This window comes from Leptospiraceae bacterium (assembly GCA_015075105.1).
Classification (GTDB): Bacteria; Spirochaetota; Leptospiria; order Leptospirales; family Leptospiraceae; genus JABWCC01.
Genome location: JABTUZ010000002.1, coordinates 83,232 through 106,394, shown reverse-complemented (window position 1 = coordinate 106,394; position 23,163 = coordinate 83,232). Strand labels below are relative to the sequence as shown.

The 23,163-nt window shown below is 34.0% G+C and carries 24 protein-coding genes; 9 read left to right on the top strand and 15 right to left on the bottom strand.

The window, feature by feature from the left end:
• Positions 1 to 27: 27 nt before the first annotated feature.
• The 3 genes from HS129_10460 to HS129_10450 all read right to left on the bottom strand — a co-directional run bounded on the left by HS129_10460 (position 28) and on the right by HS129_10450 (position 1,182).
• Complete coding sequence (locus HS129_10460) at positions 28 to 225, bottom strand: hypothetical protein (protein MBE7412461.1); 198 nt, start codon at positions 223 to 225, stop codon at positions 28 to 30.
• Between the two features lie 94 nt (positions 226 to 319).
• Positions 320 to 727 carry a hemerythrin family protein gene (locus tag HS129_10455; GenBank protein MBE7412460.1) on the bottom strand — a complete coding sequence of 136 codons (408 nt, stop codon included), beginning with the start codon at positions 725 to 727 and terminating at the stop codon, positions 320 to 322.
• 44 nt (positions 728 to 771) lie between these two features.
• Complete coding sequence (locus HS129_10450; GenBank protein MBE7412459.1) at positions 772 to 1,182, bottom strand: hemerythrin family protein; 411 nt, start codon at positions 1,180 to 1,182, stop codon at positions 772 to 774.
• Positions 1,183 to 1,332: 150 nt separating this feature from the next.
• On the opposite strand from HS129_10450, the gene HS129_10445 reads away from it, so the two are divergent.
• From HS129_10445 to HS129_10420, 6 genes are all read left to right on the top strand, one after another.
• Entirely contained in the window at positions 1,333 to 2,109 is a 777-nt protein-coding gene (locus HS129_10445) for a carbon-nitrogen family hydrolase (GenBank protein ID MBE7412458.1), read from the top strand.
• A gap of 12 nt (positions 2,110 to 2,121) precedes the next feature.
• Entirely contained in the window at positions 2,122 to 3,255 is a 1,134-nt protein-coding gene (locus HS129_10440; protein MBE7412457.1) for a hypothetical protein, read from the top strand.
• A 6-nt stretch (positions 3,256 to 3,261) separates the two neighbouring features.
• Positions 3,262 to 4,734, top strand: coding sequence for a Na+/H+ antiporter NhaC (gene nhaC, locus HS129_10435; protein MBE7412456.1), 1,473 nt, complete (start codon positions 3,262 to 3,264; stop codon positions 4,732 to 4,734).
• Positions 4,735 to 4,831: 97 nt separating this feature from the next.
• On the top strand, positions 4,832 to 6,607 hold the full coding sequence (locus HS129_10430; GenBank protein ID MBE7412455.1) for a hypothetical protein: 1,776 nt from the start codon (positions 4,832 to 4,834) through the stop codon (positions 6,605 to 6,607).
• A gap of 41 nt (positions 6,608 to 6,648) precedes the next feature.
• Positions 6,649 to 7,296: a response regulator transcription factor gene (locus tag HS129_10425; protein MBE7412454.1), complete on the top strand. Its 648-nt coding sequence runs from the start codon at positions 6,649 to 6,651 to the stop codon at positions 7,294 to 7,296.
• 113 nt (positions 7,297 to 7,409) lie between these two features.
• A complete protein-coding gene (locus HS129_10420; protein MBE7412453.1) occupies positions 7,410 to 8,690 on the top strand; it encodes a DUF1566 domain-containing protein in 1,281 nt (426 codons plus the stop codon).
• Here the strand turns inward: HS129_10420 and HS129_10415 are convergent.
• From HS129_10415 to HS129_10395, 5 genes are all read right to left on the bottom strand, one after another.
• Complete coding sequence (locus tag HS129_10415; GenBank protein ID MBE7412452.1) at positions 8,687 to 9,418, bottom strand: endoflagellar motor protein; 732 nt, start codon at positions 9,416 to 9,418, stop codon at positions 8,687 to 8,689. The two genes, HS129_10420 and HS129_10415, sit on opposite strands and share 4 nt — an antisense overlap.
• Positions 9,405 to 10,067, bottom strand: coding sequence for a hypothetical protein (locus HS129_10410; protein ID MBE7412451.1), 663 nt, complete (start codon positions 10,065 to 10,067; stop codon positions 9,405 to 9,407). The genes HS129_10415 and HS129_10410 overlap by 14 nt, the downstream gene beginning before the upstream one ends.
• The gene (locus tag HS129_10405) at positions 10,064 to 11,155 is read right to left on the bottom strand and encodes a hypothetical protein (protein MBE7412450.1); all 1,092 of its coding nucleotides are present in this window, start codon (positions 11,153 to 11,155) and stop codon (positions 10,064 to 10,066) included. Before HS129_10405 ends, HS129_10410 begins: the two co-directional genes overlap by 4 nt.
• A gap of 114 nt (positions 11,156 to 11,269) precedes the next feature.
• Positions 11,270 to 13,264: a sulfatase-like hydrolase/transferase gene (locus HS129_10400; protein ID MBE7412449.1), complete on the bottom strand. Its 1,995-nt coding sequence runs from the start codon at positions 13,262 to 13,264 to the stop codon at positions 11,270 to 11,272.
• 45 nt (positions 13,265 to 13,309) lie between these two features.
• The gene (locus HS129_10395; GenBank protein ID MBE7412448.1) at positions 13,310 to 14,806 is read right to left on the bottom strand and encodes an ABC-F family ATP-binding cassette domain-containing protein; all 1,497 of its coding nucleotides are present in this window, start codon (positions 14,804 to 14,806) and stop codon (positions 13,310 to 13,312) included.
• Positions 14,807 to 14,932: 126 nt separating this feature from the next.
• On the opposite strand from HS129_10395, the gene HS129_10390 reads away from it, so the two are divergent.
• Positions 14,933 to 15,493, top strand: coding sequence for a septation protein IspZ (locus tag HS129_10390; GenBank protein ID MBE7412447.1), 561 nt, complete (start codon positions 14,933 to 14,935; stop codon positions 15,491 to 15,493).
• A 5-nt stretch (positions 15,494 to 15,498) separates the two neighbouring features.
• Here the strand turns inward: HS129_10390 and bla are convergent, their stop codons facing one another.
• The 3 genes from bla to HS129_10375 form a co-directional block, all read right to left on the bottom strand.
• The gene (gene bla, locus HS129_10385) at positions 15,499 to 16,278 is read right to left on the bottom strand and encodes a subclass B1 metallo-beta-lactamase (GenBank protein ID MBE7412446.1); all 780 of its coding nucleotides are present in this window, start codon (positions 16,276 to 16,278) and stop codon (positions 15,499 to 15,501) included.
• A 104-nt stretch (positions 16,279 to 16,382) separates the two neighbouring features.
• Positions 16,383 to 16,877 (bottom strand): hypothetical protein, encoded by a 495-nt coding sequence (locus tag HS129_10380; GenBank protein ID MBE7412445.1) that lies wholly within the window; start codon positions 16,875 to 16,877, stop codon positions 16,383 to 16,385.
• Positions 16,858 to 17,415 (bottom strand): hypothetical protein, encoded by a 558-nt coding sequence (locus HS129_10375; protein ID MBE7412444.1) that lies wholly within the window; start codon positions 17,413 to 17,415, stop codon positions 16,858 to 16,860. Before HS129_10375 ends, HS129_10380 begins: the two co-directional genes overlap by 20 nt.
• Positions 17,416 to 17,559: 144 nt before the next feature.
• Here HS129_10375 and HS129_10370 point away from each other — a divergent pair, with 144 nt between their 5' ends.
• Both HS129_10370 and HS129_10365 read left to right on the top strand, forming a co-directional pair.
• Entirely contained in the window at positions 17,560 to 18,786 is a 1,227-nt protein-coding gene (locus tag HS129_10370) for an adenylate/guanylate cyclase domain-containing protein (GenBank protein ID MBE7412443.1), read from the top strand.
• 103 nt (positions 18,787 to 18,889) lie between these two features.
• Positions 18,890 to 19,678, top strand: coding sequence for a hypothetical protein (locus tag HS129_10365; protein ID MBE7412442.1), 789 nt, complete (start codon positions 18,890 to 18,892; stop codon positions 19,676 to 19,678).
• Here the strand turns inward: HS129_10365 and HS129_10360 are convergent, their stop codons facing one another.
• The 4 genes from HS129_10360 to leuC are packed head-to-tail and all read right to left on the bottom strand — an operon-like array spanning position 19,679 to position 23,127.
• The gene (locus HS129_10360; protein ID MBE7412441.1) at positions 19,679 to 20,710 is read right to left on the bottom strand and encodes a cysteine synthase family protein; all 1,032 of its coding nucleotides are present in this window, start codon (positions 20,708 to 20,710) and stop codon (positions 19,679 to 19,681) included.
• 1 nt (position 20,711) lies between these two features.
• On the bottom strand, positions 20,712 to 21,095 hold the full coding sequence (locus HS129_10355) for an FKBP-type peptidyl-prolyl cis-trans isomerase (GenBank protein MBE7412440.1): 384 nt from the start codon (positions 21,093 to 21,095) through the stop codon (positions 20,712 to 20,714).
• Positions 21,096 to 21,106: 11 nt separating this feature from the next.
• Positions 21,107 to 21,736, bottom strand: a complete 630-nt coding sequence (gene leuD, locus HS129_10350) for a 3-isopropylmalate dehydratase small subunit (protein ID MBE7412439.1) — start codon at positions 21,734 to 21,736, stop codon at positions 21,107 to 21,109.
• The gene (gene leuC / locus HS129_10345) at positions 21,733 to 23,127 is read right to left on the bottom strand and encodes a 3-isopropylmalate dehydratase large subunit (GenBank protein MBE7412438.1); all 1,395 of its coding nucleotides are present in this window, start codon (positions 23,125 to 23,127) and stop codon (positions 21,733 to 21,735) included. The genes leuD and leuC overlap by 4 nt, the downstream gene beginning before the upstream one ends.
• Positions 23,128 to 23,163: the final 36 nt, after the last annotated feature.

Sequence of the window (23,163 nt, the reverse complement as noted above, 5' to 3'; positions counted from 1 at the left end):
TTTAGAGTTGGTAGAAAATTGGTTGCTTCATGAAGATTCTTCTTCTTCGTTTTCTTGCTCTTCTTCTCCACCTTCTTCGTCTTCACCTTCGTATTCTTCTTCGTCGGAATATTGGACAGTGAAAGAGATTGGAGAATTTGTTAAAACTTGGGCAGAGTAACTGTTAGAAAAAATAGGATTTAGAGAAATAAAGAAAGGAATTGCAATCAACAAGTTTTTGTTCATAGTTTCCCCCTGTTGGATAGAAAAAAACTTACAAAACAAAAGTCAATTCAATTAATTACAGGTAAAAGATTATAGAAAGAATTTGTCACAATTCTTAGCTTTTTTTTCCTTTTAAAAATTCTTTGTATTTCATGTCTGACTTCAAAATATGGAACTGAAGCCAATCAATCATAAACTTTAACAATTCGGTTGTCTCTTGTAATTGGCCGTATTGAAATTTTTTGATGAATTCTTCTAAGTTGCCGCATAGTTTTTCGTGCTCAATTGAGTGCACTTGAAATTCAGGAAAATTATTTTTTTTCAGCAACTCCTCTTCATGTAGAAAATGGTATTGGATATAAGAAATTAACTCGTCTAAGGTAGTCTTGATTGCAAGCGGTTCATTTTTAATACTATGAATGTTGTCGTGTAAATTATTGATCATATCAAACAAATTCTTGTGTTGTAAATCTATAGAGTCCACTCCGACGCTATAGCTTTCATCCCAATTAAATAACGGCATGGCAGTTTCTAACAGAATATAGGTATTGCAAGAAACAACAATACTTATTTCACTCCTTGTTTGATTAAAAAACCAGAGTATTGCATATCGGATACTAAAATATGGTTTTGCAACCAGTTAATTGAAAAAGTCAAAAGCTCGTTTAAGTCTTTCAACTCCCCTGAATCAAATCGGTTCTTGTATTTATCGAGGTCGTTGATTAATTTTTCGTGCTCGATAATGTGTTTTTCTAATTCAAGGTATCCATTTCCCTCCATCAAAGATTCCTCGTATCGAAAATGAGACTTTGCATAAGAAAGCAATTCTTCTAATAATTCTTGAACTACACTCATACTTGAATTTTGGTGAACGATTGCATTGTGAAGACTGTTGATAATTGCAAATAGTTTTACATGTTGGTCATCAATGGATTTGATTCCTATATTGTATTTTTGACTCCAATTGAACAGCGCCATTGATTCCCTATTTGTAGAAAAATTTTTACTAAGATTTAATATTTCATTTTTCTTGTTTTAAAAATCAAGAATTAATTTAGAAATAAGTGTTGAATAGAAATAGGTTTTTTGGATTACATGTTTTATGCAAAGGATAGAAAATTCATATTTGTGAAAATTGCGGCGTTTCAAACTGACATATTCTGGCAAGATCCTCATCAAAATCTTGCCAATTATAGGAAAAAAATACATAGCTTGCAGTCTCCGGTAGATTTAGTAGTGTTTCCAGAAACCTGCTCTACCGGGTTTACCATGAAAAGCAAAGAATTTTCTGAAAAACAATCAGGGGATACGGAAAGTTTTTTTATGGAATCTGCAACAAAGCTAGGCAGTTTTGTAGGAGGGGGTTGGATTGAAAAAAACCCAAAGGGACTTCCTTTCAATACTTTTTCGGTTGCTTCTCCAGAGGGAAAAATAATTTCAAGATACAGGAAACTTCACCCCTTTTCCTTTGCAGGCGAGAACAACAGCTTTACTTCGGGGAGCGAACTTACAACCCTCAAGATTTTTGATTTTCATGTTGCTTTATTTATTTGTTATGACCTTAGGTTTCCAGAAGTGTTTCGTAAAACTGCCGGAAAAACAGATCTCTATATCGTAATTGCAAATTGGCCGAAAGATAGAATTGAAGCATGGGACACCTTACTAAAAGCAAGAGCAATTGAAAATCAAGCCTATATTTTGGGCGTAAATCGAGTAGGTGACGCAGGAATAAGAAATACAGTGTCGCATAACGGACATTCTCATCTCATTGATCCTTCTGGGAAAAATCTTTTTCAATTCTCGGAAAAAGAAGAATTCTATCTATCTGAAATTCAACTTGAAGCTTTGACAGTATATCGAGAAAAATTTCCATTTTTAAAAGACAGAAAACTTGAGTTTAATTAGGAGTAAGAATTTATGAGCTCGTTAGGAAATAAAAAACCCGGACTGTTAGAAAAAACGGGTCTTTATTATTTTCATAAGTACAAAAAGAAAGACTTTGAAAAAAATATCACCAGAGATATAGGAGATGATGCTTATATTGCTAAAAGAATTCGGAGAGCAACAATTTTCGGAGCTTTAATAGCATTTTGTATTGGTGGGATTTCAGCTGGTGGGTCTGTGTTCGTCGAAGAATATTTTTCTGACTCACCTCCATTGATTTTATACTCGTGGCTTTCTATAGTTACGGTAGTTTTAACGATTATAGAATTTGCGGTTTTGTATTGGGTGAGTTTACGAACTGTGTTTATGATTTCCAGAGTTGCAGGGCACCCGGAAGAAGATTCAGAAATCATTGCAGGAGAAAGTATAAATTTATTATTAGCAAGGGCTGCACTGGAAGTGCCTGATCCAGTCAGAAATTATTTGGGGATAGACCCACTCTCAAGAGTATCTAAGAAGAAATTAGTTCTACTCGGATTTTTTTATAAGCTGAAGATAATGATGTCCAATGTTGTAGCTAAATTAATTTTAAGAAGAGTTGCAGGAAAAAGTGTGCTTAGAGTCAGCGTAGCCTATATTTCGGTAATTATTACCGGATTATGGAATGCAATCGTTTTGGTGAAAACGGTACAAGAAGCTCGACTAAGGTTATTTGGAAACCTAATTGCTAAATATATTTCAAAAGAAATATTTACTGAAGAGAAAATTCAAGGACTTTCCAAAGAGGCTAAAATCGGTTGCATTCAAGCAATCGGAAACTCAATCGTCCTCACTCAAAATTATCACCCCAATATGTTGATTTTAATAGTTCGTCTATCGGAAATTTTAAAAGTAAACGAAAAAAAAGATTTTGCTAATTGGAAAGAATTTTTAGATACTTTAGAGTCTGTAAATCAAGAAGAAAGATTTTTACTTTTGAATATTCTAACGATAGCGGCTGCGTTTGACGGAAAACTTTCCAGACTTGAGAAGCGAGATTTGAAGGAAGCATTCAAAGAACATACTCCGATTTATTATCAAAGAATTACTGATTTAAAAAATCATCTGTTAGCCGGAAGGTACAATGCAGCAAAATCAATGTGTGATCTGGAATTTATCCCTGGATAGATTTGTTTGTTTATTCAATTCCAAAAAAGAGACCCTAATATTTTTGAATCCTTTGCACCTGTAGTATTGTTAATCGGACTTTTATTTTTATCGGTGCAGATTTTTGGAGAGGAATCCTCTAATGGCCCAAATCAGATTGCACTCATTTTAGCAGGTGTACTCGCTTGGACAATTTCTATTTTCCATGGAAAGTCTTGGAGAATGTTGGAAGAAAAAATTTTAGAGAATATCAATCTTGCGATGCAGGCAATTTTAATCCTCTTACTCATGGGGGCAATGATTGGGATTTGGATTCTTGCAGGGATTGTTCCATCTCTGATTATTTATGGATTGAAACTCATATCGTATAAATATTTTCTTTTCACTACATGTTTTTTTTGTGCGTTAGTGTCTCTTACTACGGGTAGCTCTTGGACTACTGCCGGGACGATCGGTCTTGCAATGATAGGAATAGGAAATACTCTTGGAATTCATCCTGCACTCACTTCCGGAGCAGTTGTGTCAGGGGCTTACTTTGGAGATAAAATGTCTCCTCTTTCAGAGACTACCAATATGGCATCTTCGGTTGCAGGTACAAATTTATATACCCATATTCGTTATATGACAATTACAGCCATTCCGAGTATTGTCTTAACTCTAATTATTTTTTTGTTCATTGGGCTTTTCAATGATACCGCGTATAGTCCACAAAAGATCGCAACTGTAACTGAAATTTTAAGTCGCAAGTTTGTAGTTTCTCCTTTTGTATTTATTTCACCTCTTCTTGTGATTGGTTTGGTAATAAAAAGAACCGATACAATTCCAGCTCTACTCGCCGGTTGTCTTGGAGGTATTGTCACGGCAATTATTTTTCAAAGAGAAGTGATTATAGAGTTTACGAGTGAGCCGAACTATTCAATGGCTGTATTCAAAGCTGGAATTATAGCCTCTTCGTCAGGGTTTAAAACTATATCCGGGTCAAGCGAGGTAGATGCGTTACTTTCCAGAGGTGGGATGGTAGGAATACTCCCGACGGTATGGCTCATTCTGTCTGCGATGTTTTTTGGAGGTATAATGGATGGAAGTGGGATGCTATATCGCATAACGCATTCTGTTCTCTATTTTGCAAAAAATGTTTTTAGTTTGATCGCAGCCACCATCGGAACCTGTTTTTTTGTAAACCTTACTGCATCTGATCAGTATCTTTCTATTTTGATTACTGGTAGAATGTACAAAGAATCTTACCGGATGAAAAATCTTGCACCTGAAAATCTATCGAGAGCCTTAGAAGATTCAGGTACTCTAAGCTCGCCTTTAATTCCTTGGAATAGTTGTGGAGTTTTTATGGCTTCTAGTTTAGGTGTTTCTACGATTGCTTACTTTCCCTTTTGCTTTTTCAACTTGATTAACCCTGTGATTTCCCTAATCTATGCTTTTATCGGATTTAGTATTACAAAGATTTCAAGCGAGGATATAGCGGAAACCTCTAAAATAGAGTAGTTTTTTCATAGATACCCTACCTTGTAAAAATTTTTATTGAGTTTATAACAATGCTCTTTTAAATAAAAATTTATTGCAAATGTGCCTTTCTATATTAATGTTTATTTTTTTTCTGATAGTTTTTTCTAACCAGATTTATCCGGACAATGATATAATAATATCTCCCCAATTAAAAAAAATTCTCATAGTAGAACAAAAAGAAATTTTTAATTTAAAAAAAGAATACAAGTTAGCTGACATTGCAGACTTAATTAAAAAAAATCAATTCCAAAGTGAGGCTGGCAAAAATATCGATCCAGGGCTTGCATCTGGTGATGCTTGGATCCTCATAAAACTGAAAATAGAAAATGTAAGTCAAGTCGAAAAATCTACTCTACTATTTAAAAACCCATTCATAGATGAGGCGGAACTTTATTTTTTAGAAACCTCTCCTGATTTGAGTTTTAGATTTGCAGGCTCTTATACGAGAGGTAAAAATCAAAAACGAAATTTACAAGACTGGTTTATTTCGCCGGGAATTTCATTTTCTATATATCCAGAAAAAGAAGTTACACTGCTTTTACATTTTAAATCAAAAACTATGTTGAAACCTGCATTTAAAATCGGGTTTAAGGATGAAATTGAGATGGCAGAAATTAAAAATATTGCTTTCATCGCCTTTTACTTTGGATCAATATTTGCCTTGTTTTTATATAATATATTTATTTATGCATCGATTAAGGATTTTAATTACTTTTGGTATATTTTGTATCTATTTTTTTTCATTCTATTTCAAGCTCAATATTCTGGAATTACAGCAAATTTATTTTCTGATCCTTGGATTTATCATATTCTACAATCAGCAACCGCAGGGTTGTCGATTGCAGGCACTACTCTTTTCGTAATATTTTTCTTACAAGTATGGAAAGTGAATAAACTTTTATACTACTTGCTTGGGATAAATTTTTTGTTAGGCATGTTAGTATTTTTGGTATCACCTTTTAAATTATTGCATATCATTTCATTAAAAGGAATTGCTGTTATTGTTTTGTGTTTTTTGGTCACTAGTTTTATATCTGCAATTTTGGCACTTAGTAAGGGTTTTCGTTCTGCAAAATTTTATATCATTTCTTCTGCTTTGAATTTATTATTCCTTGGGATGGAAGTTTCTTATACTTTTTTGGGTCAGCCATATTCTTTTGTAAGTGAAAATGCACTAAAATTTGGTTCACTTAGTGAAGCGATTTTATTGTCCTTTGCTCTCGCAGATAAGATTAATTTTTTACGTCAGGAGAATTTAGCAGTAAAAGAAGAGCATTCTCGTGAAAAAAAAATCCTTATGAGGAATTTACACGATACTGTGGGGAGTAGTTTAACGCAGCTTTTATATAATGCTCGAAACAAGGCTTTTACCAACGAAGCTGAAATGGAAGAAACCATTTATTCAACTCTATCAAAACTTCGTGATTTTGTTTATCTACTGAACAGAGATGAAAATTTTTCTGAGGTGTTGATAAAGGAAATGGAAAATTTCTTGTCTCGTCTGAAGTCTATTGGTAAATACGAAGTTCTTTCAGACTTGAAATTTGATAGTAAATTATTGAATTCCAAAAACAGTTTTCATTTGTACAATATTTTTTGTGAGTGTGTCACAAATATTATAAAACACGCAAGCGCAAAAAAAATACATATAAAACTTTCTTACTCGACGTACGGATTATTTTTCACTATTTCCGATGATGGGATCGGAATGCAACCCTCTTCAAGCCAACTGAGTCGTGGATCGGGACTTTCTAATATAAAATATAGAGTAAGTGAGATGAGCGGGAGGTGGAAAATATATTCTAAACAAGGAACTGTGATTTCAATATTAATACCAATTAGGGCAGTATGACCTATTGACAAAGGAAATTAAAAGAGGTAAAATAGTTTTTAATGTACAAAGTATCAATCATTGAAGACTCTAAAGAAATTGCTCAGAATCTTATTAATATTATTTCCGATTCAGAAGATTTTATTTTTACAGGGTTATGGCATTCGGGAGAGAGTGGCTTTGAAAATATCAAGGGGAACAACCCTGACCTATTAATTCTAGATATAGGACTTCCAGATATAAGTGGGATTGATTTGATTGTACCTATTCGGAAAAAAATCCCTGATATTAAAATTATTATTTTTACTATATTTGAAGATGAAGAAAGCATCATAAAAGCAATACAAAACGGAGCCAATGGATATGTATTGAAAGAAACCCCAAAGGAGTTGTTTTTAGCTGAATTGAAAGTTCTCATGTTGGGTGGGGCAAGTCTTACACCAAGAATTGCAACAAAAATCTCGGATTTGTATAAGAGAAAAGAACGAGCAAAATTAAATTCAAAGTCCTCATTTGAAGAGCCTTTGACCGATAGGCAGAATGAAATTTTAAATTTAATTGTACTCGGATTTAGCTACAAGGAAATTTCTGATGAATTGAACATCAGTCCTCATACTGTCAGGCGACATATTGAAAATATATATCAAAAATTAAGGGTAAACAAAAAAACTGAAGCCATCAGAAAATACCATCAATCCATAGAATCATAGGGCAAAATGCCCTATTTACAAATCCCAATATAAATTGTATAATTTCAAAATTGTATTGAGGTAGTATGTTAAAGTCCAAGCAGCTCAATCTCTTTAAAAAAAATTTTGTATTTTTGGTTTATTTAATAATAAACTGTCAAGAAATAGATCTTCCTGAGTTAAGTAACACTCCTACACTTATTTCAATTTTGTCTCAAATTATCCAATTACAAAATAGTACTGTAGAGACTCCTACATTAAATCCTTCTTCCGGGCATTACGTTACACCCCAAACTATTATCTTGAGCACAAATACACCTGGTGCAAATATTTATTATACACTCGATGAATCCACTCCCACTATTCATTCAAGACAATATTCCACAGGAATCCCTATATGGCAAATCTCGGGTAAAACAATTAAAGCGTTTGCATCAAAAATAGGAATGACTGAAAGTCCTATTGTAGAAAGTAAATTTAGTTATCCTCCTTTAAAAACAGGACAAACAAGTTGTTACGATGGAGTAAATAACCCGGTCGCCTGTGGCAGCTATCAAGGTCAGGATGCGCAGGAGAATCAAGGTGTTTCTCGAAGTTATACGGATAATGGAAATTATACCATTACAGATAATACTACAGGATTAGTTTGGCAAAAATGCAGTGGAGGACAAAATAATGATTCTACTTGTTCAGGAATTGCGAACTTAACAAATTGGACAGATGCAAATAATTATTGTAATACACTTACACTATCTGGAAAAAATTGGAGGCTCCCTACTTATATTGAGTTATCTACAATAGTAGAGCATAGTATGAATCCTCTTCCAATTAATTTAACAAACTTTCCAAATACTATTGCGGGTCACTATTGGACCAAGACAAATTATCTATTCGATTTGAGTTATGCTTGGGTTGTAAATTTTAGTGGTGGGATTATTTACGCAAACTTGAAGACAGATCCTTATTATGTTCGTTGTGTTAGTAGTTCGTTTTCCATTGACAATAATTTACAAAAATATTCAGACTTTGGAGACGGAACCATTCTAGATAAATCAACTAATTTGTTATGGCAGAAATGTACTAAAGGGCGAAATAATGATTCTACTTGTTCTGGTGTTGCAAGCCCGACTGATTGGCAAACTGCATTATCTTATTGCAATTCACTCAATCTTTCAGGTAAAACTTGGAGACTTCCTAATTGGAAAGAATTGCAGAGTATTGTAGATTATAGCGTAAATTCAGGCGCTTCAATTTTTGAGACTATATTTCCAAATACATCAATTGATAATTATTGGAGTTCAACCACTTATGTAAATACTCCTGCGAATGGAATCTATGTTTCTTTTGCTGAAGGGAAATTATTTCACCAACCCAAGGTAAATAATGCAAAAATTCGCTGTGTGTCTGCCCCTTAGTTTTCCTTTTTTCGAATAATGATTTCTATTCTTTCCTGTTTTGCATATTCTTCGGGAGAAGGGTTGTCAGTTTTCATTTTTCTAAATTCAGAATAGGCTTGAATTGAAATCTGATTCTTAGGAATTCCGTATTTTAATTCTAAGAAATCCGCAAGGAGAGAAGCTCTGTGTGCGTTAAAATCCCAATTATTCGCGTAGCCTTTTTTTTCTATATTTTCTAAATAGGGAATTTGAACTCTAAGAATAATATCTATTTCCATATTTTTTGACATTTCTGAAAGTCTTTGGAATGTAAAATCTGTATCTTTGTCGAATTTAAGATTTCCCTCACCGAGGGAGGAAGCAAAAACTGTTAGTTTAATTTCTTCGTTATTATCAAGACCAAATAAGACTTTACTTTCATTTTTAAGTCTTTTTAAAGAAAACCCCAGTCTTTCCCATAATCGAAAAATTTTTGATTTTGGAAGAAATATTTCTTCTTCTGTGATATCTGTTCCTCCATCAAAGATTAGAGATTCACCAATTCCTTCAAGACCAAATCCGCCACGTATCTGTCTTGCAACGGTTTTTAATTTTTCTTGATCAACAGTTGAGATAGAATACATAACAATAAATAATCCTAACAAAAGTGTAATCATATCGGCATACGTTAGTAGCCAACGCTCATTTTTCTCTGAATCTTCAGAGGGAGGCTTTTGTCGAAATCTTAATTTTTTATTCGTTGGCATTTGATTTTAATTCCGGAAAAGCAGAATACAGATAATTCCACTCTCTCTCTTGCACCTCTTCATAAAATGATTCAAATATATCGGAGGATACTGGAAGTACTGCATGGTAGCCATCTTCTACGCTTGCAAACAAAGGATAAACTCCAAGTAATTTAGACATAAATTTTGCCGGTTTCATAATGACTGCATTGATTGGACGATGAGCCAAGTCATAAAATTTTCGGAGATTGTTTAATACGTATTCTAATTGAAGTCTTCTATCGTCTGTATGCTTTAGCTCAATGTATAGATTGCGATACTCGTTCAAGCCAAGTTGATCTCCTTCTTTCCAATTTTTATTCAATAACAGCAATGCCATCTGTGTATCCAATTTATCGGTTAGATTGTTCAGCTCGATTAATTGCTCTAAGTTTTGTCTGGTTTGCTCCTTTATCATATTTTTTACTTTTTCAAAAGTATTTACAGCGAGATCCAGCCAATCTTCCTTCCCTTCTAAGTTGTATATTTTATCAAAAAAATAATTTACCATAGGTGTAGTTTCTTGTCTTGCAAAATAATTAGGATAGAATTCATGAAATCTTTCAACTTGAACTCGGACAATTTCTTTTTTTGCTAAAAATAAAGATGTCTCGCCTTGTTTTTGGTTCATTTCCCGACCTCTATAGGGTATGAAGGAAAACCTTGTTGATCGATTTGAAAAGGAAAAACAGAATATTCATTGGGGAGATAAATTATGTTACCGGAATATTTCACCGAAGATCTGAAAAGAATATTTTGTTTTCCTGAGACTGTTGGAGTGAATTTAAAAGACAAGTCATACTTGTAATTTCTTCCCCAGCTTTCTTTTGTAATTTCAAGTAATGGATACTTTGAGGGTATGAATTTCTTTTCTTTCATTGAATAGATCGTCTTCCCCGAATTGTATATTTTTGCACCAGTCATTTTTGGGTCAACTCGAATCACCCCACCCTCAGGGAAGCTCACAGAAAGATAGGTAACGTATGCAGTTTGTCCCCGATTTTTTAAAAGTAGTTTGATTTCTGTTTCTTTTCCTTTTTCAAAATTGCTAAATTCTGCATTCAATATAGAAGCTACTGGAAGTCCTGAAATTACAGGTACAATTTCCCATCCATTGAATACAAATTCTTGTGAGTATGAAGGATCGCTGGGAAAAACAGAAATGCTTTTTTCACTTGGGTTATAGGTAAAATCGGCTCTTCTTGTTTTTCTTAGATTCTCGTGCTCTTTTAGAGAACTTAGTCCGTCAAAAATTTTTAAGTTTTTCCGAATTATATATGGAAAAGAAAAAAGTCCAAGAGGAGGCTCTTCGGACAATATTTCTAAAAAAATAGAATTAAAGGAATCGCCTGGAAGTTCTTCTATTAAGATCTTCTTAACAATATACCCTTCGCCTTCTTTATCATTTTTTGAAGGAACCCAAGTTTTTTTTTCTTTTTCGTATTCAAATGGGCCTGCATTCAATAGGCTAAAATTTTTTTTATAATTCAGTTTCCATTTTTTGTCCTCATTTTTGAAAATACAAAGAATTTCTTCTGTCCCATTTCTAATCAAGGAAATAATTTCTAATTCTTTGTCTTCATCCAAATTTACAGATTTAACAGAAATTATTTTTGGGCTTTTTCGTTCATTCTCTGACAAGACCAATTGCAGAATTTCACTATCTTTAGGCCCGGGTCTTGACTTAGAGCAATTAGAAAAATTGAAAAGAAGAGGAATTGTAATAAAGCTAAAAAATTTTAATAACATAGAATTTGTTTCCGTAAATAATATTGATTCAATATGTTTATATTAGAACTATTGAAACTTTTTTTACAATTTGAAATTTTCGCTTTAAAAATCACCTTTTTTTAAATTGTTAGCCGAAGGAAAAATTAAATTTTTTTCGATTAGGGTTTCTGAAAGATTTAAGAAAGCCTTGGCTTTTCTTTGAGGAATTAAGCACGGAAGAGGCATTTTACGGCACAACTCTTTTTCACTAAAAGGTGGTTTAGAAGTAAAATGGAGGGCATTCGTTTTGTCCACAGTATCCAAAAAAAATACGTCACCTTCAACCCACCCGAAAATATTTCCATAAGCAAAATATCCCGAATTTTTTTTTTGGCTCGAAAAAAGATCTCTACCCATTGCTGAAAAATATATTTCCTTGCCGGTCAATCCAAGAATTGTTGGAAGAATGTCTAATTGGGATGCAAAGTCTTTTCTATAATCGGCTTGGATTTTTTTTTCTGAATATATCAGGAGGGGAATATTTCTATCTTCATAATAATTTAAGTTTCTATGGTGGGTATGGTCTGCCGCAAACAGGAAAATAGTATTGTCCCAATATTCTGAATTTTTTGCTTTTTGTAAAAATTCTCCAATTGCCCAATCCGCATAAAAGAGGGTGTTCAGGAAATCTTTTTCTGTCGAGTTTGCAGAAAATAATTCAAATTTTTTATCGGGAACCTTGTAAGGGTAGTGAGTAGATAGGGTCAACACAGTAACAAGGAAAGGTTTTGTCTTGTCTCGTTCCTCTAATTTTTGGATTAAGAAGTCATATACATTTTCATCATCATATCCCCAGATTCCTTTTTCATATTTATGAGTTGATTGAATACTATCAATGTCGTATAACGTATCATAGCCCCAGTGTTTAACAAGTGGTTTGATATTTTCAAAGTCGAGTTCTCCTCCATAAATAAAAATAGAATCATACCCTGCGTATTTTAATACATTGCCGAGTCCACCAACATTTGCCAATGCGTTTTGTGAATGGATCGTGCTAAAACCCGGTCGATCGGGAATGCTGGTTAGAATCGCGAATAAACCGTTAGACGTGCGTCCACCTGTGGAGAAAAAATTCTGAAAATAGACTCCCTTTTGTATCAACTTGTTGAAAATTGGAGTGATTTCTTTTGATTGAAAATCAGGAAGTTTAGAATTGATAAACTTTCCTGTCCAGCTTTCTAAGATTACCAATACAATATTGGGTGGAGTGGTGTTTGGTTTAGCTTTAGTTTTTCGTAGTATAGGATAACGAGAGCTTATAAATTGAGATTCCGGATAAGATATTTCATTTCTTGCAATGAGGATTGCTTCTTCGATTTTTATTTTTTGTATATTAGGAGAATTTTTCCATTTTAAATCAGATAGGACTGTAAACACTCCATTGAGTGCAAGATTATTTAGAAAGAAGTTTTTAGAAAAGGCTGCATTGCCGGGGCTAATCGGGCTTTTTTGAAACCCACCTCTTATCAATACTACAAGAATACAGATAAAAAGGACGTTATGCGAAATAGATTGTATATAGTTTGTGTTTGAAGTTATAGTTGTGCGTAGGGTGTTGAGTCCTTTAAAGAAAATGAGTCCTGCACCAATAAGGGTAATAAAAATTCCAAGTATAAAAAAAAGATCAGCGTTAAGGGCAGAGCGAAAAATCACAGTAAAATCTTTGCCAAGAAATACGATTGCTTCGTATCCTAAATGCTTGTTAGAATTTTTAAAATATAAAATATCAGCTCCTAAATGCAATACCATCCATTCTAAAATTATAAGTGGAATGAAAGTCAGTTGTTTTTGATATTTAAAAAAATATTTGAAATTTCCTGCGAAACTTATCGCCAAAATAAAAATTACAATAATTGAAATTGTAGATAGATCAAATCGTATCCCGAATAGAAACGCTTTTATGATTTCAGTTGTGTTTGTTTTTTCATCTGTATTGTGATTATAAATAAAAAATAGGATTCTATATATCGTTAAAATAAAAAAATAAGCCAACCCTGAATATAGAGATAATTTCAAGGAGAATGAATTTTGAATTGATTGGTAGAATTTGAATTTCATTGTATGTGATTTTTGGAAATCTCATTAAATTGTATAATATAAATTCTAAACATCTTCATCAGACCAGCCTATGTCATTCAAAAAGTCTTCATAACCACCATCGTAAATTTGGATTGTATTGTTATCGAATACGATCAGTTTTGTAGCCACACTTTTTAAGTGCATCTCGTTGTGAGTTACCATGATTACAGATCCATTGAACTGATCTACAGCTTCGATTAGCGAGTCGCAGGATTGCATGTCTAGGTGATTTGTAGGCTCATCTAAAAAAAGTAAGTTGCAGGGAGTCACTAAAATTTTTCCGAGAAGGACTCTACTCTTTTCTCCTCCCGATAAAACTTTGATTTTTTTTAATCCTGAATCCCCACTAAACATCAACCCACCTGCGATATTTCTTGCGATTCCGTCAGAGCAGGATTTATCGGCACTTTTAATCTCTTCTACTACTGTGTTGTTTTCGTTCATATCCAATTTATTGGTCTGTCCAAAATACCCTTCTTTTAAAACAGGGTGTTTGCTTAACTTTCCTTGAATCGGTTGCAATTCTCCTGCAAGAATCTTTAGAAGAGTTGATTTTCCTTTTCCATTTTTTCCGATAATACAAATTCTCTCTCTTCTTCCGACGTTTAAAGAAAAATTTTCTATTAAGTATGGAGTTTCTCCTGTATAAGAAAAGGATATATCTTCTGCAAAGAGCATTTGGCTTGCTTCAAAAGGAGCACTGTTAAAGAATAGCTCTAAGTCTTGGATTTCGTCTAACGCCTTCATCTCTCCTTGTTTTTCTAATTTTTTTACTCTGGATTGAGTTCTACTTGCAAAACTCGCTTTTGCTTTGAATCTTGCTATGAAGATTTCTTCTTGTTTGCGTTTTTTTGCTTCATTCAGTCTGGTTTTTTCATAGAGTTCTTCTGCCTGATTTATTTGGTTATAAATTTTTTCAGTGTCCCCTTCCACCTTGACTGCCTTTGTCCTGTGAATTGCAACTACATGGGTTACGACTGCATCCATAAAACTTCTATCGTGGGTAACTAAAATAATTTCCCCTTCCCACTCTCGCAAAAATTCTTCTAACCATCGAATTGTGACAATATCGAGATAGTTGTTTGGTTCATCGAGCATTAGCATATCCGGTTTAGACACAAGCAGTCTTGCAAGATTCATACGAATTTGGTATCCACCGGAAAATTCACTTGGACTTCTTTCCATATCCTTTTCCGAAAAGCCAAGACCGAATAGAATTTTTTCTACTTGCCAAGTTTCGTATTCTTCTCCCGGGGGAAGACCGAGCGAACACTCTTCTAAAACAGTGGGCTTAGTAAATTTCAAGTGTTGTTGCAGGTAACCGATTTTATAATTTTTAGGAATAGTGACTATCCCTGAATCCGGCTCTACATTGCCGAGTAGTATTTGAAAAATAGTAGATTTTCCGTGTCCGTTTCTTCCGATTAGACCGACCTTTTCTCCCTTATTTACGCTAAAACTTAAATCATCGAATAATTTTTGACTGCCGAAGGATTTATTCAACCCAGATATTTTAATCATTTACAAATTCCTTTTTATGAAAAACCAAATTTTCAGGCAGGTCTATGAATTCTACAATTATTGTAAATTTGCAAATTAATAGAAATAGCTTTCTTGACGAAATTGTCAAACAAATAAAAATAAGGTATGAATTCTAACCTCTGGATAGGAATAATTCCCGTATTGGTATTTGTAGTATTAGAATCGTTTACAAATAAAAAAATGGCACTACTTTCTGCTCTTGCCCTTGCAGTTGCAGAATTAATTTTTACTATTGTAGTTTACAAGACAATTGATGAAATCACAATACTCGGATTTTTCTTGATTGGGGTTGCAGTATTTTTATCTCTCAAGACAGAGAACGATATTTATTTCAAACTTCAGCCAGCGATACTTGGTTGGATTCTCGCTTTAGTATTTTTCTTTTTTTATTATGTACTGAATAGATTTTTGTTAAACGAGATGTTTCATAAATACATGGGTGACTCTTTTCAAAATATTTTAGAGCAGACTACTGACCCGGAATTTTTGGAAAATTACCTGAAACTTTTATCTAAGTATATGGGGTGGCTTTTTTTTATACACGGAACACTCACTGGATACGCTGCATTCAAATTAAATAAGTGGTGGTGGTTTATTATTCGAGTGCCGGGATTATATATTCTTATGATAGTTTTTTCTATTCTTGCTATGAGAGGAGTGTTATAATACTCCTACATTTTTTTAAATAATTCTATAGTGTAATCAAGAAGTTTTTTATCTCCAACTTGTCCGTGTCCGGGCACAATTATCCTAACTTGTGGATATTCTTTTTTCACTTTTTCTACTGTAGTTGACCAATCAGAAATATTTGCATCTTGCAGGTATCCTTTTTTAGCACCCATTTCTTTGATTAAGCATCCTCCGAACATTACATTTTCACTAGGAAAATACCCTACAATATTGTCACTCGTATGTCCTTCACCTAAGAACTTGGCAGTTATTTTTTGGTCTCCTACTTTAAGTATTAGTGAATCTTGAAAGCTATTCTGAGGTGAAATAAAATTATTTTTTTTGGCAAGCTCAATTGTCTTAAAGTAGGCATACGATGGAATCCCTTTATCGTGAAATGCTTTAAGTCCTCCTAAGCAATCCGGGTGGTAGTGTGTAGGAATGATAGCTACAATTTTACAGTGTAGAGTACTTTCGACCCATTGGATTAATTCATCTGTACTTTCGTAGTTTACAGGTGTGTCGAAAATAATCGCTTGATTACTACTTCTCACTATAAGACCGTTTCCGGGAACAACTCCAAAATCTTTTGTGTGTAGAAATGAAGTATGTTGAAATGTATTTTTCGATACTTGGGTTATTATTAATTGTTTTGATTCATAAATAGGCGATTGCAAAAAGTCTTTCTTGTGAATATATATGTTTAAATACTTGGGGAAAATGTCATTTGTTAGCGATGCAATAATCAGTTTTAGGGTTTTTGCAGTATGGTCATAAATCATATTCGGTGTAGATGTATCGTTTTCAAATAAACTGCAACTTAGAACTGCAGATAACAATATTATAATTGCGTGAAAAATTTTTACTTTAACAATTCTTTGTATTTTCATATTGTTTTTATAAAATAGGTGATTAGTAGAATGAAAATTATTAAATCAGTCCATAAAGCAAATTTTTCATTTATACTCGAAAAATTTTTTAGTCCGTGTTGAACACCTGAAAGTCCGTAGTAAAGACCGCTTGCAAATGCACTAACAATTCTCCATTCTGGTTTTAATAGTGAAATAAATCCTACAAGTCCAAAACATATATTTGCGAAACCTAACTCGCGAAGAATTGGAAAACTATCAGAGTTATTCAAATGGAAGATTTGTTTTGCAGTAAATTCCGGGCTTCTGATTTGTTTGATTCCAGCAAAAAATAAACGAAGACCAACTGCCGAAAAAATAAACCACTTACTAAAAAGTTCGAATGTCAAGTCGGTATAGACAACAAAATGCTCTGCAACAAAACCAATAACAGGTACAAGAAAAGTGAAAATTGTTACACTGATAATGTAAAATCTGTTTGCACTGTTGTCATTACTTTTGGAAGCTTTCACTTGTATTTATCAGTCTGGTTCTTGCAACGTTGACGTGATATATATTGTGCTTTAACACAATCAAGATAAAATTACGAAGGCTGATTCCTAAAAAAACAGAAAGATTGTTTAACTCATTTTCTGAAAACTTCTCTACTGATTTTTTTAACTTCTCGGCAGAATCTAAAATTCCTTGGATGATTTTTTCTTTTTCTCTTGGCTTGTAAATTTCCGCTGTAGTGTATTTTCCGAAATCTTTTATATTTGGGCGATTTGTAGGTACAACTTCTTCGATTGGTTTTTGATTTTTTTTGGGCTTTCCAAAAATTTTCATAAAAAATTTGGGTAACTTTAAATAGAGTGTAAATAGATTTGTAGAGCTAATTACGTGCTTCATATTTTTTTTAACAGACCAGCCGTCAGGAATGGCTCCGTCTTGAAAAATAGTGCTTGGGATTTCTTTATAAAAATTTACTAAAGCCTGATGAGAATCGATAATTTGTTTTAGTAGATCTTCTTTATTGCTGCAAGAGTGAATTTCAGGTAGTGAGTTTTTCATAGATTAAATTTTTGAATTGATTCTAAGAAGTGCAAGTATTTTTTTTAAATTTTATTGTATTGTTATTGATATTGCAAAGGGAAAAATTCATCATTCAATTAACGAATTTTAAAGCACTATAAATTCTACAGGATAAAAAAAACTATGTTACAGCTTTTATGGAACACCATCGCTTATCAAGGAGTTCTGTTTGCAAGAGACTACTCGGAACACAAACATATAGTTCTTATCAATGGGTTTGCAGCATTAGTAACTATGTTTACATTACTTGTTTTTATAGTATTCCAATTTTTAGGCTCTGTTTTAGTAATTGATATAATTAATGTATTATTTATATTATTTCTTCCGTTTACGATTTATTTAAACTCAATCGGAAAATTGCTATTTGCCAGAATTTATATCCTGACTATATCTACTGCGTATATTGTATCTATTGCATTGCTTGAAGGCGCTGAAACAAGATCGCATCTATTTTTGATTGCTGAAGGACTTGCGGTATTTTTTATTTTTCCGAGACAAGAAAAGAATTGGAAGATTGGTCTTGCCTTTGTTGTATTTTGTCTATTTATTTTTTTACGAGTTTCTCATCAATATTTTCCTTTGTCTATTCCATATAAAGTCGGTTTTGAGACTCAAAAATTGTTGATGGATATTTCTTTTGCAGCCTTGATCTTTGTTCTTGCAATTTATATTAATTCGATATTTCAAAAATCAGAGCTTTCTATTCAGTTAGAGAGGGAAAAGTCCGAAAAACTTCTTTTAAATATTTTGCCCGCATCTATTGCCAAGAAACTAAGAGAAAACACAGATACGATTGCGGATAGGTTTGAAAATTGTACTGTTCTTTTTTCGGATATTGTTGGCTTTAGCGAATTGTCAAAAATTATGAGTGCAGATGGGGTAGTGAAACTTTTGAATGATATTTTTTCTTCCTTTGATGATTTGGTAGAGAAATACGGACTCGAAAAAATCAAAACTATCGGTGACGCATACATGGTGGTTGGAGGCTTGCCTGAGCCGGATGAAAACCACGCAGAAAAAATCGCAAATCTTGCCTTGGAAATGTTGGAGATTGTCAAAGAATATAGCGAGAAGAACAAATTAAACTTAGATATACGAATCGGAATTAATTCGGGGCATGCTGTTGCCGGTGTAATAGGCAAGAAAAAATTTATTTATGACCTTTGGGGTGATTCTGTAAACACTGCTTCCAGAATGGAATCGCATGGAGTTCCCGGAAAGATTCAAATATCGAACTCAACGTATTTTTTAATAAAGGACAAATTTCAGTTTAAAGACAGAGGGACAGTAGAGGTAAAAGGGATTGGCAAAATTCAAAGCTATTTGCTTTTAGAAAAATCTATTGCTTAATCACACTATTGAAATTTCTATATAAGTCAAAAAAGATAGAGATTGAAAATAAATTTTACTAAAAAAATAGTGAATATGGAAACAGATTTTTCAAAAAAATACTATGAAGAAAAATAAAATCTCTTTAAAAATTTTCACTTCTATTTTTATATTTTTTTTTATAAGATTTTCGATTTTTTCTCAAGTGAGAGATGATTTTTATGATCCTTATGATTTTAATTTGAAAAACTATCAAGGAGGCGAGGGAGTTGGAAAGGATTATGATTACTATAGAGACTATCAATTGCCTTTAAAAAAAAATAAGCCTACGCTTGTGACTCCAAAAAATCCACAAATCCCTCCTGATCCTTTACTTATGATGCCTCTTCCGACTAACACTCGTAACCCGATGCAGTTTCAACAATTCAATTCACAAAGCTCTCCTCAGGCAGTTCAAAAACGTCAATCATCGATAATCAATCCATTGACAGGAGAAATTGATTATAGAGCGATGAGAAAAAATCAAGAAGAAGCAAAAATCAGAAAAGAGCGACAAAAAAAACAAAGAGAAGCTTTTGAGAAAAGAGAGCCTTACACGGAAACAAAGGCGAGAAGGTTTGAAATTATATTTTTTATGACGTGGCCATTTGCGATTGCTTTGACATACATCATCGCAAGTTTACGAAAATTTCAAAAGACTGCAACCGGAACGGCATTTGTAGGTTTAGGATCGATAGGGCTATCTTTACTGAATGCTTTTGCAGACAAGAGTAGATTTGAAGAATACGAAAAAAATAAACCCCCGGAACAAAAACAATTTCAACCGGATCAAGATAAAGACGATCTATCTCAAAAAGATTTTGGAAAAAAAAATTGGCAGTTGTATTTTCAAGTTGCAGAAAAAAAATTCTGATTAAAGATCAAAGTTTATATCTAATTTATCGGGAGCCATGACTACGATATTCATTTCTCCGTAATTCGAGGACGATATATCTTCTGCATATTTGATTGCACAGGCAAGATTCATACCTGTGGTTAGTCCTGTATAGATTCCTTCTTTTGAGCACAGCTCTTGTTGATAAAAATTGCAATCTTCTTGGGTGATATAATAGGAACTGTTGATGAGCTTTGTGTCAAAAGTTTCTGGTAATTTATTTTTTAATTTTGCACTTTCCACTTTCCCTGATTTCGAAGCCGAATGTACAAAGATCAAAGAATCGCCGGAAAAGGCCGCAATTACTTTAATAGATTCTTTCTGAGATTTTAAAAATCTGCCTACCCCTGAAATCAATCCTCCTGAATCTATACCTGATACAAAAGCATCTACGTCACCGGCAAGGTCTCTGAATATTTCTCTTCCGGTGTATTTTATGTGAATATTCGGATTTGTCATGTTTATATATTGATCGAGCCAAACTGAGTTTGGTTTTAGCGCAACTTGATTACGCACAAAAGCCCTGATTTTTTCGGAAGTGTCTGAGCTTTCATCAGGAATTACTGAAATTTCTGCTCCATAAAATTCCAATCTTTTCAAAATTGATTTTTTAATATTTTTTGTTACAAAAGAAATCACTTTGTAACCAAGAGTTTTTCCAATCCAAGCCAGACTCACAGATAGATTTCCTTCGGAGCAATCTAAAATAGTTGAGCCTTCTTTTAGTAATCCTCTTTTTTCAAAATCTTTAATCAGTGCAAAAGCAGTTCTATCTTTAACGCTACCGGTCGGATTTAAAAACTCTGCTTTTAAAAAAAAATTTACTCCTTTGATGTGGTTTCCGATTCCTTTAATTTTTATTAGGGGGGTATTCCCTATTGCTTCAAAAATATTTTCTTTAACAGGAACTGCAATGGATAGGTCTTTTCCAAAAAATCCCTGAATATTGTTCAGAGCCGAAAGGAAGCTATTTCCGAACTCATCTATTGATTTAGAAATTTGGTCAAACAAGTTAGTTTACTTTAATCAGCTCTACATCAAACACAAGTGTTGCGTTAGGCGGAATCACAGGAGGAGCGCCTCTTTGTCCGTAACCCATTTCAGGAGGGATGGTAAGTTTTCTTTTACCGCCTTCTCTCATTCCAGCAACACCTTTGTCCCAGCCTTTGATGACTTCGCCGGTTCCAAGCACAAAGGAAAATGGTTTTCCTCTATCAACAGAGCTGTCAAATTTTGTTCCATTGACTAAATACCCCGAATAGTGAACTAGGACTACGTTGCCTTTTAATGCTTCTTTCCCTGTTCCTTTTTTTACGTCTTTGATTACTAAGTCAGATGCTTCTATATTCATAGTGCCCACACTGATTAAAACAAACAGTAAAAGTATTTTTTTCATAGTTTTTTTCCTTAATTAGATATTTTTTCATATAGCCATGGTTGGGATTTCTTTTGTTTTTCTTCATATTCATCAATTTTTTTCTCGTGGATCATAGTCAAACCTATATCGTCCAATCCTTTATACAAGCATTCTTTTCGGAATGGATCGAGGTCAAAGGAATATACTTTTCCTGAAGGGGAAAATAATTTTTGGGATTGTAAATCTACTCGAATTTTTGCTCCAAGTTTAGATTCCACTTCTTTAAAAAGGTCATCTACAGTTTTTGAGTCCATTACTATCGGGAGCATCCCGTTTTTGAAACAATTGTTGTAGAATATGTCTGCATAAGAAGGAGCAATAATCACTCTAAACCCGTAGTCTTCAAGTGCCCAAGGAGCGTGCTCTCTAGATGAGCCACAACCAAAATTGTCTCTGGTCAAAAGTACTGTAGCTCCAAGGTACCTTTCTTGGTTGAGAGAGAAATCCGGGTTAGGTTTTGTTCCGGCGTTGTCTAAAAATCTCCAATCATGGAAAAGATGTTTTCCGAACCCCGATCGTTCGATTTTTTTTAGAAATTGTTTTGGAATAATTTGATCGGTATCAATATTGGCTCTATCTAAAATTGCAACTAGTCCCTCGTGCTCGGTAAAGGCTTTCATTTCCAGCTCCTAATATCCACAAATCTTCCTTCAATTGCAGCAGCTGCCGCCATTGCAGGACTCACTAAATGAGTTCTTCCACCTTTTCCCTGTCTTCCTTCAAAGTTTCGATTGCTAGTGGATGCACATCTGTCTCCCGGGTCAAGTAAATCGTCGTTCATGGCAAGGCACATAGAGCAACCGGGGTTTCTCCATTCAAATCCGGCTTCAATGAAAATTTTGTCGAGTCCCTCTGACTCTGCCTGCCTCTTCACTCTTCCGGATCCCGGCACAATAATTGCGCTTACGGATTTAGAGACCTTTTTCCCTTTTACTGTTTCTGCGACAATTCTAAGGTCTTCTATTCTGGAGTTTGTGCAAGACCCGATAAATACCTTGTTCAAGGTAATGTCTGTAATTTTCATTTCAGGTTTTAGATCCATGTATTGCAGTGCGTTATGCGCACTCGTTTTGGCTACATTATCAGAAAAAGAATCCGGTGAAGGTACGGTATCTGTAACAGAAATTACCTGTCCGGGTGAAGTTCCCCATGTTACCATTGGCGCTATATCGTCGGCGTTAAGCACAACTGTCTTGTCAAACTTTGCACCGGGGTCTGTTGCGTAGGACTTCCATTTTTTCACTGCTTCTTCCCAATACTTTTCTTTTGGTGCGTAGTCCCTGCCCTTGATATAGGAAATTGTAGTCTCATCAGGAGAAATTAGCCCTGCTCTTGCTCCTGCTTCAATTGCCATATTGCAGACGGTCATCCTACCTTCCATAGAAAGGTTTCGTATTGCACTTCCAGTAAATTCAATCACATAACCAGTTGCACCATCAGTTCCAATTTTTCCGATAATAGTAAGGACTATATCCTTAGCAGTGACATGAGGAGATAAAGTCCCATCTATTCGAATCTCCATTGTCTTAGGTTTTTTTTGTTGGAGAGTTTGGGTAGCCAGTACATGCTCCACTTCACTTGTCCCTATTCCAAATGCGAGTGCACCGAAGGCACCATGTGTAGATGTATGAGAGTCACCACAAACGATAGTCATCCCAGGTTGGGTCATTCCGAGTTCAGGTGCAATTACGTGAACGATCCCCTGATCGGGGTTATTCAAATCAAAGATTTTAATTCCGTTGGAGTTACAATTTTCCAATAAGGTTTGCATTTGTTTTAGGGAGATTGGGTCGATAGATTTTAAGTCTCTTGTTTTTGTCGAGACGTTATGATCCATTGTAGAGAAAGTAGCTTCCGGTCTCCTGACTTTTCTGCTTGCCATTCTAAGGCTTTCAAATGCTTGAGGGCTTGTTACTTCATGAACAAGGTGACGGTCAATATATAATATAGTAGAACTACTGTCTTCCTTGACTAAGTGGTCTTCCCATATTTTTTCAAACATAGTTTTCATAGATTCCATAGTTTTACACCCAACCCATTTAGTCTT